Annotated in this window: 13 protein-coding genes; 5 read left to right on the plus strand and 8 right to left on the minus strand. The window is 47.1% G+C overall.

The genetic code is table 11. The features are described from left to right. Positions 1-11: 11 nt before the first annotated feature. Positions 12-1,001 (minus strand): UDP-glucose 4-epimerase GalE, encoded by a 990-nt coding sequence (gene galE / locus ACM1ND_RS20070; protein ID WP_071558370.1) that lies wholly within the window; start codon positions 999-1,001, stop codon positions 12-14. 1 nt (position 1,002) lies between these two features. Beyond that, positions 1,003-2,181, minus strand: coding sequence for a galactokinase (locus ACM1ND_RS20075; protein WP_076295862.1), 1,179 nt, complete (start codon positions 2,179-2,181; stop codon positions 1,003-1,005). A gap of 220 nt (positions 2,182-2,401) precedes the next feature. Here ACM1ND_RS20075 and ACM1ND_RS20080 point away from each other — a divergent pair, with 220 nt between their 5' ends. Next, positions 2,402-3,268 (plus strand): helix-turn-helix domain-containing protein, encoded by an 867-nt coding sequence (locus ACM1ND_RS20080; RefSeq protein WP_418026513.1) that lies wholly within the window; start codon positions 2,402-2,404, stop codon positions 3,266-3,268. A 126-nt stretch (positions 3,269-3,394) separates the two neighbouring features. On the opposite strand, the gene mgrA is transcribed toward ACM1ND_RS20080, so the two are convergent. From mgrA to ACM1ND_RS20100, 4 genes are all read right to left on the minus strand, one after another. Further along, positions 3,395-4,393, minus strand: a complete 999-nt coding sequence (gene mgrA, locus ACM1ND_RS20085) for an L-glyceraldehyde 3-phosphate reductase (RefSeq protein WP_028542446.1) — start codon at positions 4,391-4,393, stop codon at positions 3,395-3,397. 84 nt (positions 4,394-4,477) lie between these two features. Further along, entirely contained in the window at positions 4,478-5,218 is a 741-nt protein-coding gene (locus ACM1ND_RS20090) for an NAD-dependent protein deacylase (protein ID WP_418026514.1), read from the minus strand. Then, a complete protein-coding gene (locus ACM1ND_RS20095; RefSeq protein ID WP_076157643.1) occupies positions 5,215-5,985 on the minus strand; it encodes an HAD family hydrolase in 771 nt (256 codons plus the stop codon). The genes ACM1ND_RS20090 and ACM1ND_RS20095 overlap by 4 nt, the downstream gene beginning before the upstream one ends. 14 nt (positions 5,986-5,999) lie before the next feature. Next, a complete protein-coding gene (locus ACM1ND_RS20100; protein WP_418026515.1) occupies positions 6,000-6,806 on the minus strand; it encodes an alpha/beta fold hydrolase in 807 nt (268 codons plus the stop codon). A 311-nt stretch (positions 6,807-7,117) separates the two neighbouring features. On the opposite strand from ACM1ND_RS20100, the gene ACM1ND_RS20105 reads away from it, so the two are divergent. The 3 genes from ACM1ND_RS20105 to ilvD all read left to right on the plus strand — a co-directional run bounded on the left by ACM1ND_RS20105 (position 7,118) and on the right by ilvD (position 10,608). Continuing rightward, positions 7,118-8,152 carry an acyltransferase family protein gene (locus tag ACM1ND_RS20105; protein ID WP_023989893.1) on the plus strand — a complete coding sequence of 345 codons (1,035 nt, stop codon included), beginning with the start codon at positions 7,118-7,120 and terminating at the stop codon, positions 8,150-8,152. A 175-nt stretch (positions 8,153-8,327) separates the two neighbouring features. Further along, positions 8,328-8,576, plus strand: coding sequence for a KGG domain-containing protein (locus ACM1ND_RS20110; RefSeq protein WP_023989894.1), 249 nt, complete (start codon positions 8,328-8,330; stop codon positions 8,574-8,576). Positions 8,577-8,919: 343 nt separating this feature from the next. Next, positions 8,920-10,608: a dihydroxy-acid dehydratase gene (gene ilvD, locus ACM1ND_RS20115; protein ID WP_023989895.1), complete on the plus strand. Its 1,689-nt coding sequence runs from the start codon at positions 8,920-8,922 to the stop codon at positions 10,606-10,608. 99 nt (positions 10,609-10,707) lie between these two features. On the opposite strand, the gene ACM1ND_RS20120 is transcribed toward ilvD, so the two are convergent. Further along, positions 10,708-12,093, minus strand: coding sequence for a polysaccharide deacetylase family protein (locus tag ACM1ND_RS20120; protein WP_068941984.1), 1,386 nt, complete (start codon positions 12,091-12,093; stop codon positions 10,708-10,710). Positions 12,094-12,272: 179 nt separating this feature from the next. Here ACM1ND_RS20120 and ACM1ND_RS20125 point away from each other — a divergent pair, with 179 nt between their 5' ends. Next, entirely contained in the window at positions 12,273-13,427 is a 1,155-nt protein-coding gene (locus ACM1ND_RS20125; protein WP_023989897.1) for an AI-2E family transporter, read from the plus strand. Here ACM1ND_RS20125 and ACM1ND_RS20130 read toward each other — a convergent pair. After that, positions 13,415-15,190, minus strand: coding sequence for a peptidoglycan D,D-transpeptidase FtsI family protein (locus tag ACM1ND_RS20130; protein WP_418026516.1), 1,776 nt, complete (start codon positions 15,188-15,190; stop codon positions 13,415-13,417). The two genes, ACM1ND_RS20125 and ACM1ND_RS20130, sit on opposite strands and share 13 nt — an antisense overlap. Between the last annotated feature and the right edge of the window lie 14 nt (positions 15,191-15,204).

Raw genomic sequence — 15,204 nt, forward strand, 5'->3', positions numbered from 1 at the left:
TCGTCTCCCGTCTATTCGTCGCCGTAGCCGTGAGGGTGCGACTGATGCCATCCCCATGCTCCGCTAATAATGTCCTCTAGTTGGGTACGTGCTGGACTCCAGCCCAACACCGAACGAGCCTTGTCAGAAGATGCAACCAATATCGCTGGATCGCCTGCGCGGCGTGGCTCTGTAACAACTGGAATGTCGAGCCCAGTGACCTTGCGTGCCGTCTCAATAACTTCTTTCACAGAGAAGCCCTGCCCGTTGCCCAGGTTGAATACGTTGCTGTCATTGCCTTCGCGCAAGTAATTTACTGCACGCACATGAGCATCCGCCAGGTCACTCACGTGAATGTAATCCCGAACACACGTGCCGTCAGGTGTCGCATAATCCTCACCAAACACAGCGATGTGTGGACGCTGTTTCAGGGCTGTCTGGAGCACTAACGGGATCAGATGGCTTTCTGGTCGGTGATCTTCACCGATCTTGCCGCTCTCATGCGCACCAGCCGCATTAAAATACCGTAAAGACACATATTTGATGCCTAGAACTTTATCAAACCACGACATCATGCGCTCCATCATCAGCTTTGTTTCACCATACACGTTGGTTGGCTCTGTACGGTCTCCCTCTTCAATCGGTACCTTTTCCGGTTCGCCGTAGGTAGCCGCAGTAGAGGAAAACACGATTCGGCGCACTCCAGCATCCTTCATTGCCTCCAGCAAGCTCAGCGTGCCAAATACATTGTTGTCGTAATATTTACCAGGATTTTGCATACTTTCTCCAACCAGCGAGTTGGCTGCAAAATGGATAACTGCGTCGATACTATTTTCAGAGAACAGTTTGGACAGTAGTTCTTTATCCCTCAAATCCCCTTCATACAACTTGCCTCCAAGCAATGCTGCTTTGTGCCCGGTTTGCAAATTATCCAGCACCACAACTTTTTCTCCCAGATCCAACAATTCTGCTACGGTATGTGAACCGATATATCCAGCTCCACCTGTGACTAAAATGGCCATGTTATTCGTCCTCCTTCAGTTCTTTAACTCCGTCTCCTGCCTTGCATACATAAAAGCTGGCTTCCAGCCCTGTGCGGGTCTGATAAGCTTCGCCGACTTCCTTCACAAAACGTTCCACATCGTTCTCATGAACCAATGAAACCGTACAACCTCCAAATCCGGCTCCTGTCATACGAGCACCCAGCGTGCCAGGAATGCGTCGTGCTTCTTCAACCATGACGTCCAGCTCCGTGCAGCTGACCTCATACAAATCGCGTAATGAATCATGAGAAGCATTCATTAACTGACCAAAAGCTGCAAGTTCATTCGCCGCGAGAGCATCAACAGAGGCCAACACACGAGCGTTTTCCTCCACCACATGCTGTGCCCGCCGACGCACTGTTTGGTCCGCGATGTGATGCTGAAGCTCTCCGAAACGCGCCTCATCCAGCTGAGCGAGGTATTCCAGTGACGGCTCCTGCTGCTGTAAAATGGACAGTGCTTCGGCACACTGGCTACGACGCTCGTTATAGGCTGAGTCCACCAAACCGCGACGCTTGTTTGTATTGCCGATCACGAGCTTATAAGCCCCCGTGCGGAATGGCACTTTACGGTAATCCAACGTATCGCACATCAGTAGAATTGCATGATCAGCTGCTCCGTTCGCTACAGCGAACTGGTCCATAATGCCGCAATTGACACCAACATAATTGTTTTCTGCCCGCTGGGACAACAAAGCGATTTCGACCGTATCTGTTTCCTGTTTTTCGATCGTGAGAAACGCGTATCCTGTAACAACCTCAATGGAGGCTGAGGAGGATAATCCAGCACCATTCGGTATTTCTCCATGATAGAGCAGGTCATATCCGTTAGACGGATAAACTCCCTTTTCAGCCAATTCCACCAGCACACCCACCGGATAGTCCACCCACTCATCCGTTTTATTTTTACCTATTTCTCCACGGGGGATAGACACTTCATACGACAGGTTTGTTGAAGCAAAATGAATTTCATCATCATTGCGCGCACGAAGGATTAGCGTCGTTCCGAATTCCAGCGCAGCCGGGAGTACATAACCACCGTTATAGTCGATATGCTCTCCAATCAGATTGACACGTCCAGGTGCATGAAATATCCGCAGTTCATTGCTGCTTTCACCATATTTCTCAATAAAATGTTTCTTTAATTCAGTAGAGTTCATATCCGCATCCACCTCATATACCGTTAGTAAAGGTCCCCCTGACTTCCCTGTAACATCTTAATCAGGTTGACATCTCTTATGATTTCAGTATAAATGAAAGCGTCACACAATGTAATGCATCCATGTGTTTAAGCTATGGATAAATGTGACTTGGATATGTACAATGTAAGTATACCGCATCCGCTAAACCATTCACAAATGCAGGAAGGATGACCCTATTTTGCAAGCGTATTCATATAGTTATGCCGTCGCCTCTAATCCGGTGTTTTATGAAAATAGCCCGCTGCATGTGCTTTTTGCAGGAGAGAGCCAAACCAAATCCGGTCATGCCGTAGGGCCGAAAATCTATGATTACTATCTGCTACACTTTGTAGAATCGGGCAGAGGTATCTTCCGAACGGAACAGCACACATATCAGCTTGAAGAAAACGATTTTTTCCTTATTCATCCCGGTCAGCTGGTGAGCTATACCTCTGATGAAGAGAAACCGTGGCGTTATCGTTGGTCTGCGTTTACCGGGCACCATACTGAGCAGGTGGTACAGGAGGCAGGGCTGCGTGTTCACCAGCCTGTCTTCCATGCTTCCGATCAGAGTCCCATCCCCGGTTATTTGGAACAAATGCAATTGGCCTTTTACAGCAGAAAATCTAGTTCTCATCTTTCAGCCTTGGGCTATTTGTATCTGATTATGGGGGAAGCAGGCAATTACCTGAGTGACTGGGCTGATCCGTCCGGGGCGGATTCGCAAATTCAACGTACAGTCAAGCAGATGGTGCAATATATGTCCACTCAGTACGCACATCCCGTTTCCATTGAGCAAATGTCTGAAGGACTTGGTTATAACCGTGCGTATTTGTCACGGATATTCAAAAAGGAAACGGGCATCTCCCCCGTCACCTATCTGCTTAAGCTAAGAATCGACAAATCACGTCAACTGCTGCGTGAGCGTCCTGAACTATCAGTAGAGCAAGTGGCCGCTTCGGTCGGACTAACCGATTCCTTATATTTCTCACGTCAATTCAAGCGCTTCTGTGGTCAGTCTCCAACCGAGTACCGAAGCAAGGTTAAGCAGTACCCACAGTCGTAAAGCAGACTTAAACAGCCCGCATCCTTCAAACGGATACGGGCTGTTAATTTATATTGTATAAGAGAACACGAAATTAGGCCGATGACTACAAATTAACTTTCGCCATTAGGCTGTGCCGCCGTCCTGTCAGTTCCCGGCATTCAGAATCGAATCAATTCGATCCAATTCCTCCTGAGAAAAGTCCAGATTGGATAAGGTAGCAACATTTTCTTCAATTTGGCTTACACGGCTTGCCCCAATCAAGACAGAGGTCAGACGTTCGCCGCGCAGAGCCCAGGCCAGCGAGAATTGAGCCAAACTTTGTCCGCGTGCAGCAGCCATCTGATTCAGGGCGCGTACCTTGCGAAGTGTCTCTGGCGTTACATGGTTCTCATTCAGGAAAACCGATGTACTCGCTGCACGTGAATCCTCGGGGATTCCGTTCAAATATTTATTGGTCAGCAACCCCTGAGCCAGCGGGCAAAAGGCAATGCTGCCTACCCCGTTTTCGTCCAGTACATCTTGTAATCCGTTTTCAATCCAGCGGTCGAGCAAGGAGTATTTCGGCTGATGAATCAGAAGCGGTGTTCCCAGCTCCTTCAGAATGCGAGCTGCTTCTGCTGTTTGCTCCGCACTATAATTGGACACACCCACATACAGCGCTTTGCCTGAACGTACGATATGATCCAGTGCTCCCATCGTTTCTTCCAGCGGCGTATTAGGATCAAATCGGTGAGAGTAGAATATATCGACATAGTCCAGCCCCATCCGCTTCAGGCTCTGATCCAGACTAGATATCATATACTTGCGAGATCCCCAGTCACCATAAGGCCCTGCCCACATATTGTAGCCCGCTTTGGTGGAGATGACCAACTCATCCCGGTACGGTTTCATATCACTGGCTAATACTTGTCCAAAAAACTCCTCAGCTGATCCCGCAGGAGGGCCATAGTTATTAGCTAAATCAAAATGCGTAATTCCCAGATCAAAGGAGCGAGTAATCATGCTACGGCCATTCTCCGCGTTGTTAATTCCGCCAAAATTGTGCCACAAGCCCAGCGAAATAGCCGGCAGTTTTAGACCTGATCTCCCTGTACGGTTATATTTCATACTTTCATAACGATCTTCGCCAGCTAAATAAACCATGCTATCCCAGCCTCTCTCGAAACATTGTAATGTCCATCACAACATCATCATAGCGCTTTTATCCAGGCGTTGACAAGAAAACGATTACAGACCTAATTGATGAGCAAGTTTTTCCATAACTTTACCGATTGGATCGGTGATCAAAAGATCCGCCTTATGATCATACGAGGTGGGATCTGTATTCAGCAGCACCGTATGTTTACCACGAAAATAAGTAATCAAGCCCGCAGCAGGATGTACTGTCAGCGACGTTCCTCCAATTAACAGCAAATCAGCCTGCGAAATAGCCTGAACGGATTGAATAATGGTATCCTGATTCAGCTCCTCCTCATATAAAACGACATCCGGTTTGATAATTCCTCCATCTATCGGACATTTGGGTACAACCTCAGAGCTGTTCATCACTTCATCTAGATTGTAAAAGCGTCCGCATTCCATACAGTGGTTGCGATGCACCGAGCCATGAAGTTCTAGTACATTCACACTACCTGCCGCCTGATGTAATCCGTCAATATTTTGTGTCACAACCGCTTTTAGACGGCCTTGCTTTTCCAATGACGCGAGGAAATGATGACAACCATTCGGCTCCGCATCGGGATGCAGCATTTTGCTACGATAGAAGTCGAAGAACACTTCAGGATGCTTCACAAAAAATGAACGGCTCAGCATAACCTCAGGGGAATAAGGCAATTTCTCCTCACTTTGATACAGGCCTGCTGCCGAACGAAAATCCGGAATACCGCTTTCCGTCGATGTCCCTGCTCCGCCGAAAAAAACAATATTCTGCGATTGCTGTATCCATTCCGCCAACGTATTAACTTTCATACCCTACGCACCTCCAGCTCTTCATATCCACGAACAACCTTATCCGCATCCAGCAAATGACCAGAACGTTCTGCTTCTGGCGCAAATCCAATAGCGAGCCGTACTCCGGCACGCTTGCCCATCTGCATATCCCCATTGCTGTCTCCGATGACTACCACGTCCGCCGGCGACAATCCTAGTAATGCGCAGGCTTTTTCAGCCATTTCCGGGTCAGGCTTGCCGTATGTAACCCTATCATGTCCGATAATCTCGTCAAAATAGGATGTCAGCCCCATCCACTCCAAATGCTCCTGTGCAGCCTCTGTACTGTCAGAGGTCACAACCGCCAGCTTCAGCCCGGCATGGCGGCTTTGCTCAAGCAACGTCCGCAATCCTGGAAACACCTTCGCTGCCCGATGTCGCCGAATATCAGCCATCGCCGTTTTATTAAAGTCGCGGACAAGCCGCACAGCCTCATTCCACGGTACACCAGCAGTATAAAGCTGCCAAGCCAGTACCCCCGTACTTTCGTCCACCGTCCCCATGGCTAGTGGGCCAGAAGGATCGTAACCGATCACACGTCCCTCTAGATCGTGAACAGTACCTAGAACGGTACCTTTTTCCACTGTAAAACCGGCACCCGCCACGGTAAGATGCTGCTCCATCATATCCAGTATAGAACGAGCCCAGGGGCCCCACAACTGAATAAAATCCAGCAACGTTCCATCTTTATCCAATAAAATACCACGGCATGGGTACCGCTCCCCCTGCACGATCAGCTCAGACATGCAGCACACCTCCTTTACTGGTTCTTAGGAGCCCCATCCACACTCTCTTTCATCCAGTCCTGTAAAGCCGTTACCGTCTGATTCCATTGCTCGGCAGCGCTAATTTTTGCAGGATTATCCCCTTTTTGGACACCATAACTGCCGAATTGGGCATGATTTCCCCCTTCGACTGTAAAATACAGCGTGTTGGCTGGTAAATAAGTTCTTCCACTTTGGACATTTTCCATCTGGACGACTCCATCATCACTTCCCAGTAGAGAAATAACGGGCAGATTTTTATCCTTTAAATTACCCTTGTTATCCGGGTAGGAGGCGAGGAAAAATACACCTTTGACCTGATCAGGATGTGCAGCTGCATATCGGGCCGCCATCACACCGCCTAACGAATGGCCTCCAATAACAAACGCTTCTTTCGGATATGCCTTTAGCACTTCATTCGCTAAATCCGGGGAGATCAATGCAAGGTTGAGTGGCATTTTTGCAATGATCACATGATGACCCTTTTCCGCCAGACGGCGTGCCAAGGGCGCATAACTTTCGGGCTTCACCAATGCCCCTGGGTACAAAATGACTCCGGCTCCGCTTCTTTTTGCAGGCTCAAAACCGACCCAATGTTCTTGTTCATTTACTTTCACAGCATCCGCTACTTCAGCTAGTGCAGCAGCAGCCGTCTCGTCAGGCTGATAAGGCGTAAATACCTTCCATGCTCCCCACCCTGCGATCAGTGCAATAACAATCAGGATGCCTAAGAGAACTTTCCATATTTTCCGAGGACCACGTGTCCCATATGAATTGTATGATCTTCTTGTTCTTCTTCTCATTGTAAAAGTTCCTTTCGCCTTTCGTACCTCGTAATTCGTAATTGAATATAAAATGTACCGCTGTATTCATCAGCGTAACTAGCCTTGTTAGGGTAACATCGTTGCACATACAGGGTCAAATCAGTATACATTTCCACGTCTTAGCCCATCTTTGTCCGGTGTTCAAGCTTTCGCCACACAATAAGGTTATGATAACGCTTACTATTGTGAATAAAATCACAATAGTAATGTCCAGAGTATCGTACCTTGTTCCTTGTAAAGAATTATTTTTTAAATAGTTTAGTCGGCAGAAGCCGTTCGGAGGGAAACACATGACGACAAGCCATGATGTACAAGGGGAAAGCTTCTTTCTCAATTTGCGATTTCTGTTGATCATATGCGTATTTGCAGGGAATGCTCTGGAGCCTCTAGTCGGTTCACTTCATATTGCCCAACAATGGTTCAGCTGGATATTCATGTTTCATATGCCGTTGTTTGTACTCGTTACAGGCTACTTTGCCCAAACTTCTTTGACCGGATCAGCAGGCCGAAAAGTTCTGCTTCAGATCGGTATGCAATATCTTATTTTTCAATCGCTCTATTCGATCTTGGATGTTGCACTCTTCCACGTTCCCCATATCCATCATTCGTTCTTTGCTCCTTATCTGCTACTCTGGTTCCTTGCCAGCCATATCTGTTGGAGACTGCTGATGCTGTCTTTTCAGAAAATACCACCTGTCCTCCAATTGGGTATATCCGTGCTGCTGGGTATCCTCGTCGGGTATCTCCCTGTGGATGGTATATGGCTGAGCGTATGCAGAACCTTTGTTTATTTGCCTTACTTTGTAGCAGGTTATCATTTGAATTATGCAGACGTTCGACGGTTCTTCACAGCTCCAGTCCGCATAATCGCTGGCGTTGTATCTCTTCTGCTTATGGTACTGGCGGGAACGTCGTATTTCGGCATCCCAGCAGGCTGGCTGTATGGCAACATGACTTACGGTGAATTGGGCCATACCGAATGGTACGCAGGAATTTACCGCATCGGCATTTATGGAGTTCAATGGATAGCATCCATGGCGTTCCTAAGCTTTGTTCCAGCTGTCACAGGACGTATAACCGAGATGGGGAGACGGACACTATATGTCTTTTTACTCCATGGTTTGATCGTCCGTACCGTCGTTGCAAAGGGAGTCTACGAATATATAGATACTCCAGTGGAAGTCATGTTGATTGTAGTGTGTGCTGCAGGTCTGTGCTGTATGTTGACCATGCCTTGGGTTCGAACTGCAACACGACCTCTGATTGAGCCACAGGTAGAGTGGATGCTAAAGCCAGCTCCTTATCCTTTTAGACGGTCCGCGTAATCTTTTATCCATTTTTTATTTAACATTGAACACGCGACAACCCACTCACAGACGAACATGTAAGCGAGTCTACCCCCTCTTTACTCCACTTGGGGCCTGTTTCATACAGGCGTGATGTGGTAAGTAAAGGATGCGCGCAACAAAAAACAACTTTTTTATTAAGGAGTGATTTGTAATGGCACGTAATCAAAATCAGGGGAAAATGAGTCGCGAAGAAGCAGGTCGTATGGGTGGAGAAGCTACTTCCAAGAAGCACAATAAGGAATTTTATCAGGAGATTGGTAAAAAAGGCGGGGAAGCAACCGCAAACTCTCACGATAAAGAATTTTATCAGGAAATCGGCAAAAAAGGCGGCGATGCTACAGCTGAGTCGCATGACAAAAATTTCTACAGAGACATCGGTCGTAAAGGCGGCAGAAATTAAGGTGTAATGTCATCCTCCGCCCTCCTTTAACATAAAACAAGCTTGAGCCCATCCGCTTTATTGCAGAATGGGCTCTTTCATATTTTAACTGATACGTAAACATGTCAGTATACATATTTTTAATAGAATCAAATTCTAACTCTTCTAAATGCAATATATAGACAAATAAAACTGGTCATATCTATATATTGTTGATTAGAGAACACTTCTTGTACTTTTTCAAAATCTTCATATATGTAGAAAAAAGCTCACATCTATGATAGACTCTTTAGAAAACATCTGCGCTATTACGGCGTCCATTGAACGCCATACTATTTTTATACTTTGGGGGGGAACCAGCATCATGACAGCTAAGACGAAAATGCGTTCCGATATGATTAAAAAAGGCTTTGACCGCGCTCCTCACCGCAGCTTGCTGCGCGCAGCGGGTGTCAAGGAAGAAGATTTTGACAAACCGTTTATTGCGGTATGCAACTCGTATATTGATATCGTACCGGGCCACGTCCATTTGCAGGAATTTGGCAAAATTGTCAAGCAAGCCATTCGTGAAGCAGGCGGTGTACCTTTCGAGTTTAACACCATCGGTGTAGATGACGGCATTGCTATGGGACACATCGGTATGCGTTATTCTCTGCCAAGCCGCGAAATTATAGCTGACTCTCTGGAAACTGTCGTTTCCGCTCATTGGTTTGACGGCATGGTTTGTATTCCTAACTGTGATAAAATTACCCCTGGCATGATGATGGGCGCATTGCGCGTTAACATTCCAACTATTTTTGTCAGCGGCGGTCCTATGAAAGCTGGTAAAGACAAGAACGGACGCTCTATTTCCCTGACCTCCGTCTTCGAAGGCGTAGGTGCATATCAGGCTGGTAAAATCGACGATCAAAGCTTGCTTGAATTAGAACAATATGGCTGTCCGACATGTGGCTCCTGTTCAGGGATGTTCACAGCGAATTCCATGAACTGTCTCGCAGAAGCAATGGGTCTGGCTATGCCGGGTAACGGCACCATTCTCGCAGTAGCAGAAGAACGTAAAGAATTCGTTAAACAATCTGCACGCCAATTGATGGAATTGATTAAGCTGGATCTTAAACCACGTGATATCGTGACTAAAGAAGCTATTGATAATGCATTTGCATTGGATATGGCAATGGGCGGTTCCACGAATACAGTATTGCATACATTGGCACTTGCCCATGAAGCAGAAGTTGACTACCCTATCGAACGTATTAATGAAGTCGCAAACCGCGTACCTCATTTGTCCAAATTGGCACCTGCTTCCGACTATCATATTGAGGATGTCCATAATGCAGGCGGCGTAAGCGCAGTGCTGAATGAATTGTTGAAGAAACCGGGCGCACTGCATGGAGACTGTATTACTGTGACCGGAAAAACTATTCGTGAAAACGTAGAAGGTCAGGAAATTCTGGATACTAACGTCATCCATAAACTGGACAACCCTTATTCTGAACGTGGCGGCCTAGCTGTATTATTCGGTAATCTGGCACCGCAAGGCTCCATCATTAAAGTCGGTGCAGTTGATCCTTCGGTTGGTGGTTATCACAAAGGTCCTGCTATCTGCTTTGATTCACAGGAAGATGCACTGGCAGGTATCGCCAACGGTAAAATTAATGAAGGACACGTTGTTGTTATCCGTTATGAAGGTCCAAAGGGCGGACCTGGTATGCCTGAAATGCTCGCTCCAACTTCACAAATCGTGGGCATGGGGCTTGGTGCCAAGGTGGGTCTGATTACAGACGGACGATTCTCAGGTGCTTCCCGTGGTATCTCCATCGGTCATATTTCCCCTGAAGCCGCAGAAGGCGGACCTATCGCTTTTGTTGAGGACGGCGATATCATCGAGCTGGACTTAAACAATCGTAAGATTGAGCTCCACATTACGGACGAAGAATTTGAACGTCGTCGCGCCAACTGGAAAGGCTTTGAGCCGAAGGTAAAAACGGGTTACCTGGCACGTTATTCCAAGCTGGTAACGAACGCAAGTAACGGCGGAATTATGAAAATCTAAATGCGTTGCCAAGATAGGATTACTTTATAAACAGCTAAAAGTCCTCTCGACCCTAACAAAGGATCGAGAGGATTTTTTTATTAGGTCATTAGGGTTAGCCTATTCAGTCATTTCGCTGTTGAGTGTATGGACATCATCTCGCTGTGCTGTTTGCTCAAGAGCTTCGTCTGAGCGGTGTAAGCCTCCCTGATGAAAACGGTCAAACAAGGTATCCATTGGCATCACAATCAGTTTCGGTACCATTACATCTTTTTTTTCACTCAATTGCTCTGAACCCAAAGGATGGATAACACGAAATAACAGCTTTAGATATACAGTGGACACATGCTTAAACAGTCCTTTGGGAAGCTCCCGAACTTGAAATCCCAACTTCTCTGGTCCCCGATGAATCATACTTACTGCGTATATCGCCTTTACACCCTTCATTTCAGAATCATGTACAATGCGTTGGGCCAGATCAGGAAGTTGTTTTTTTACAATCCGAATTAATTGAATAGCTAGATGTACCATCGACTTTGCCGTCGAACCCAATTGAAATAACTTTCTATTATCAAAATGAAGCTCAATTATCGGGTCCCCTTTTTCTAACCACCTGCTGTTCTCCATATTTACATTTGGCCCATGATAGATACGGCGACGATAATAAAAGATCGTATCCTCCTTGCTTACGGGACGAAGACGAAACAAAACATGGAATAGCCGCTCATACTGGAGCCATCCAAATACCAGCGTTCTTTTTAACCAGCCCGTACTGGACATCTCGGAGGCAGTAGGTTTATTGACAGACTGACGGCAAAACAATGTATCCACCCGTACGCTGCGTAATTGTCGTTCTTGGGCGACCCTCAGCAGCTTCTCCAGTGCGATTAGCATATTCTGGGGCGCTTCCACGTCTGCCCCCAATGTCGTACCACAGTCATGGAGCAGCATCACTTCGCCACCCCTCAGCTTTTTGAGCATTCTCTCCGCTAATTGTTTCGCTCCGATGCTGGCCTTCCAGTCCCCGAACATGGAGGACCATAATACGATTCGACGACCATGGGTGTTGGAAATATCAAAAAAGTTCACTATCCCCCAAGGTGGGCGATAAAAGGTCGTTCCCTCGCCAGTTACTCGACGAATGACTGACTCTGTCTGAGCAATTTGTCTTCTGACGGTAACAGGCCTCATAAGCCAATTCGATTTGTGCACATAATTATGAATACCGATTAGATGACCTTCATCATGCATGCGTTTCAGAAGCTCAGGGTGTTTTTCTGCATTTATCCCAACAACAAAAAAAGTAGCCTTGGCATCAAAACGCTTCAGTAAATCAAGCAGCTGTGATGTATACACTGGATCAGGGCCATCATCAAAGGTGAGTGCATATTCTTGCTCACTTTTGCCGCGCCTGAACACCCGGAAACCAAATATACGACTAACCAGCGCCGGAATAAAAGCATAAAAAGTTGAAATGTAAAACATCCATAACAGCAAAGTCTGCACGTTTTATCCCCACTTTTCTATTCTGAACTCCCCAAGCAGGCTTCCTGAGGAAAACTCACTTACTTATATATTATCACAATGAAGCAAACATGCCGAGATTTCGCTATTGCATATGGTCAGCATTGAGGTCCAATTTAGTGTACAATAAATAAAAATCTAAAAGGAGTCGTTGTATACATATGCTTCCCTTGTACAAAAAATATTGGCGTACCGTTTTTGATATCGGTTTGATCGTATTAACCGTGTATTTAATTATGTTCGTATCCAGCAAACTGTATCAACTTGCCGCACCTGTGTTCCTTTCGTTCGTCGTGTTCTGGTGCATTGAACCTGCTGCCCGTTATTTTCATCGGAAAGGAATGAAAAAGCCTTTTGCCTCCGCACTCTCCGTATTGCTATTTATCATCCTCTTACTTGCTATTTTTTTCGGATTGGGCCTGATTCTAGTTACGCAATTTACGAAAGTCGCGCAAAACCTCCCACAATATACTCAGATTATCCAAGCGGAATTCACGCGATATCTTCATCTTTCTCAAGATAAAATCGCTGCTTTACCTCCGAGTGTTACTGAACGTGTGAATGATTATTTTGCGACTGCCACCACCATTGCTACGAAGTGGGCACAGCTAGGATTATCCTTTTTCATACAGTTCCTCAGTTCTTTCACTGTTTTTATGGGCAACTTTGCCATTGCCATCATTTTAGCGTTCTTTTTAAGTATGGAAATTAATCTTTGGAAGGGCATTGCCCGTAGTAAAACACCCAAGACACTAAAAACTGCTTACCTTTTTCTAAAAAATCACGTACTTAAAGCCATCTCCGCTTTTCTCAAGGCTCAAGCTCTACTGGTAGGGATTACCTTTGTCCTCGTATTTATAGGTTTACTCATTTTGCAAGTGGATAATGCCCTATCATTAGCGCTCGTGGCAGCTTTGTTTGATATTCTGCCCTTGCTGGGTGTGCCTGTTATTTTTATTCCGTGGGCCGTGTATCTGTTCATCACAGGCAATACCGGCCTGGCTGTAGGCCTGCTTATTGTCATGGCTGTGACGGTGATCGTCCGCCAGCTGGCAGAGCCTAAAATCACTGGTAATTCCATCGGTGTTTCATCTGCCTATCTGATGCTTTCCTTTGCCATTATATCGTTGTCCATCTTTGGACTGGCCGGATTAATCCTGTCTCCCATTCTGATCATTTTGCTCAAGGAATTGTGGCAGCAAGGCTATCTGCAGAAATGGATTCGGTTTCCGACAGAGGAATTTGACGAGCCCCCGTTTATCGTAAAAATCCAGGAGGAAGATCGTGAAGCTACTCGTGGTACTCAGGAGGATTGAGCTAACAGATCCATTACTTGACCAAACAGTACTGTAGCTTGATTTGCAGAATGTGTTGAAGCATTTTGCACAAGGACGGCGACCGCATAACGAGGCCGCTCTATCGGACCATACCCTATAAACCACTGGTGATTTATAGGTTGACCGTTCTTTAAAGCTTGGGCCGTACCCGATTTGCCGGCCAGATTCCATGATTTATTACGCAAGGAGACACCAGTCCCCTGTGTCACAACCTTTTCCATTGCTTCACGAAGCGTGCGAGCCGTCGATGTGTGAATCAAACGGCTGCCCTCGGGTGAAGGTGCAGCATGAGCAGGTAGTTCCAGTAAGGTGCTACCGTCTGCGTAGCTGATGCGTTTGACGAGGCGTGGTGCATGTACTTGACCCTCGTGCAACAAGGTGACGATGAGATTGGCAGCTTGGAGAGGCGTTACCAGCACATCGCGCTGACCGATAGCTGTCTGTACACGTACGCCCGGATCAGACGCGTTCGTATGGGAGCCGAATACGGCTCCCTTTTCTTCGTGATCCAGCGGTCTGAATTGAGGTAGTCCTGCAAGATTCCGCTCCTGCCAGCCCACAGTTCGGCTCAATCCCAGTGCAGAGGCTGTGGCCTGAATTTGCTTAGGATTAAGCCGTTCGCCGAGATGAGCGAACACACTATTACAGGATACGGCAAGCCCTTCCTCCAGGTTCAGGGTACCGTGTCCTTCTTTTTTCCAGCAAGCCAAACCGTACTTGCCATAAGTTCCATGACAATGGAATTGTTCCTGCGGTTGGACAACACCTGATTCAAGTGCAGCAGCAGCCGTAACCAACTTAAAAATGGATCCAGGCGTTATCGCCTTGAGGGCACGATTAGACCAGTCTGTTTTTTTCTGCGGATCAACATGCCCGGGATTATAAAAAGGGCGAGACACCATCGCCAGTACATCCGCGTTGCCTGCATCGAGCACTACCACCGCCCCTTCTGCCAAATGACTAGATTCCGTCAGCTTTTCAATCTGTTCCTGTATAGGTAGATCAATTGTAGTCTGCACTTGTAAAGGATAGTGACCATTGGATGGAGCACTGACACGCAACGGTATATGAGTCAATGGACGACGCTGCGCATCTACAAATCGGGAGACGAACGTTTCACCGACGCCGCTCAGCAGCGGCTCCAGCGTTCTTTCCAGCCCGGCTGCCCCCATCGGCAGTTCACTCGCTCGGTCGGCACGTTCATACAGAAAGCCAAGCCATTGCCTGCCATTGGGCAAATCCCTGTAACGTTTCGCATAAGGTACAAGCTCAATAAGCGAAGGAGCTAGCTTCAGCAGCTTGCCTGCTTCATTCAGATTGATTTGTACGGGCTCTCCGCGCCCATCTCGCCATATGAGCGGGGATTGCAGCCCTTTCCATCGTGTCAGTAGTTGCTTTTTATTCGTACGCAGTAGCTTGGCCAGTTCTTCGCCATGTAAAGCCGCTTTGCCATCTACATCGGGAAAAAGCACTGGCGCCCATACGACTCCGCCAGTCAAGGGTTGCCCATGCCGGTCCGTAAACTGTCCACGTCCAGAGTCGATAGAAATGCCCTCCTGTCGCTGACGTGCTGACATTTCCTTAAGCGAATGCCCCCCATAGACGGACATATGAATGCCCGCTGTCCCCTGAATCCAAGCCAGTCGGAATAATAAAATCAGCAGTAGCGCCATCACCCCCAAGCCCATATATGCAATTCGACGTTTTCGTATGAAACTGCTACCACGCCTCGGCACACCCATCCTTCTTTCATCTT

Source organism: Paenibacillus sp. JJ1722 (assembly GCF_048282685.1).
Classification (GTDB): domain Bacteria; phylum Bacillota; class Bacilli; order Paenibacillales; family Paenibacillaceae; genus Paenibacillus; species Paenibacillus polymyxa_B.

What these genes read in the sequence shown, in the direction of transcription:
- mgrA (WP_028542446.1), bottom strand. Translation starts at nt 4,393, where the DNA reads ATGGTTTATTTAGCTGGCGAAGATCGTTATGAAAGTATGAAATATAAC.
- ACM1ND_RS20125 (WP_023989897.1), top strand. Translation starts at nt 12,273, where the DNA reads ATGCTTCCCTTGTACAAAAAATATTGGCGTACCGTTTTTGATATCGGT.
- ilvD (WP_023989895.1), top strand. Translation starts at nt 8,920, where the DNA reads ATGACAGCTAAGACGAAAATGCGTTCCGATATGATTAAAAAAGGCTTT.
- ACM1ND_RS20075 (WP_076295862.1), bottom strand. Translation starts at nt 2,181, where the DNA reads ATGAACTCTACTGAATTAAAGAAACATTTTATTGAGAAATATGGTGAA.
- ACM1ND_RS20090 (WP_418026514.1), bottom strand. Translation starts at nt 5,218, where the DNA reads ATGAAAGTTAATACGTTGGCGGAATGGATACAGCAATCGCAGAATATT.
- ACM1ND_RS20130 (WP_418026516.1), bottom strand. Translation starts at nt 15,190, where the DNA reads ATGGGTGTGCCGAGGCGTGGTAGCAGTTTCATACGAAAACGTCGAATT.
- ACM1ND_RS20105 (WP_023989893.1), top strand. Translation starts at nt 7,118, where the DNA reads ATGACGACAAGCCATGATGTACAAGGGGAAAGCTTCTTTCTCAATTTG.
- ACM1ND_RS20095 (WP_076157643.1), bottom strand. Translation starts at nt 5,985, where the DNA reads ATGTCTGAGCTGATCGTGCAGGGGGAGCGGTACCCATGCCGTGGTATT.
- ACM1ND_RS20110 (WP_023989894.1), top strand. Translation starts at nt 8,328, where the DNA reads ATGGCACGTAATCAAAATCAGGGGAAAATGAGTCGCGAAGAAGCAGGT.
- galE (WP_071558370.1), bottom strand. Translation starts at nt 1,001, where the DNA reads ATGGCCATTTTAGTCACAGGTGGAGCTGGATATATCGGTTCACATACC.
- ACM1ND_RS20100 (WP_418026515.1), bottom strand. Translation starts at nt 6,806, where the DNA reads ATGAGAAGAAGAACAAGAAGATCATACAATTCATATGGGACACGTGGT.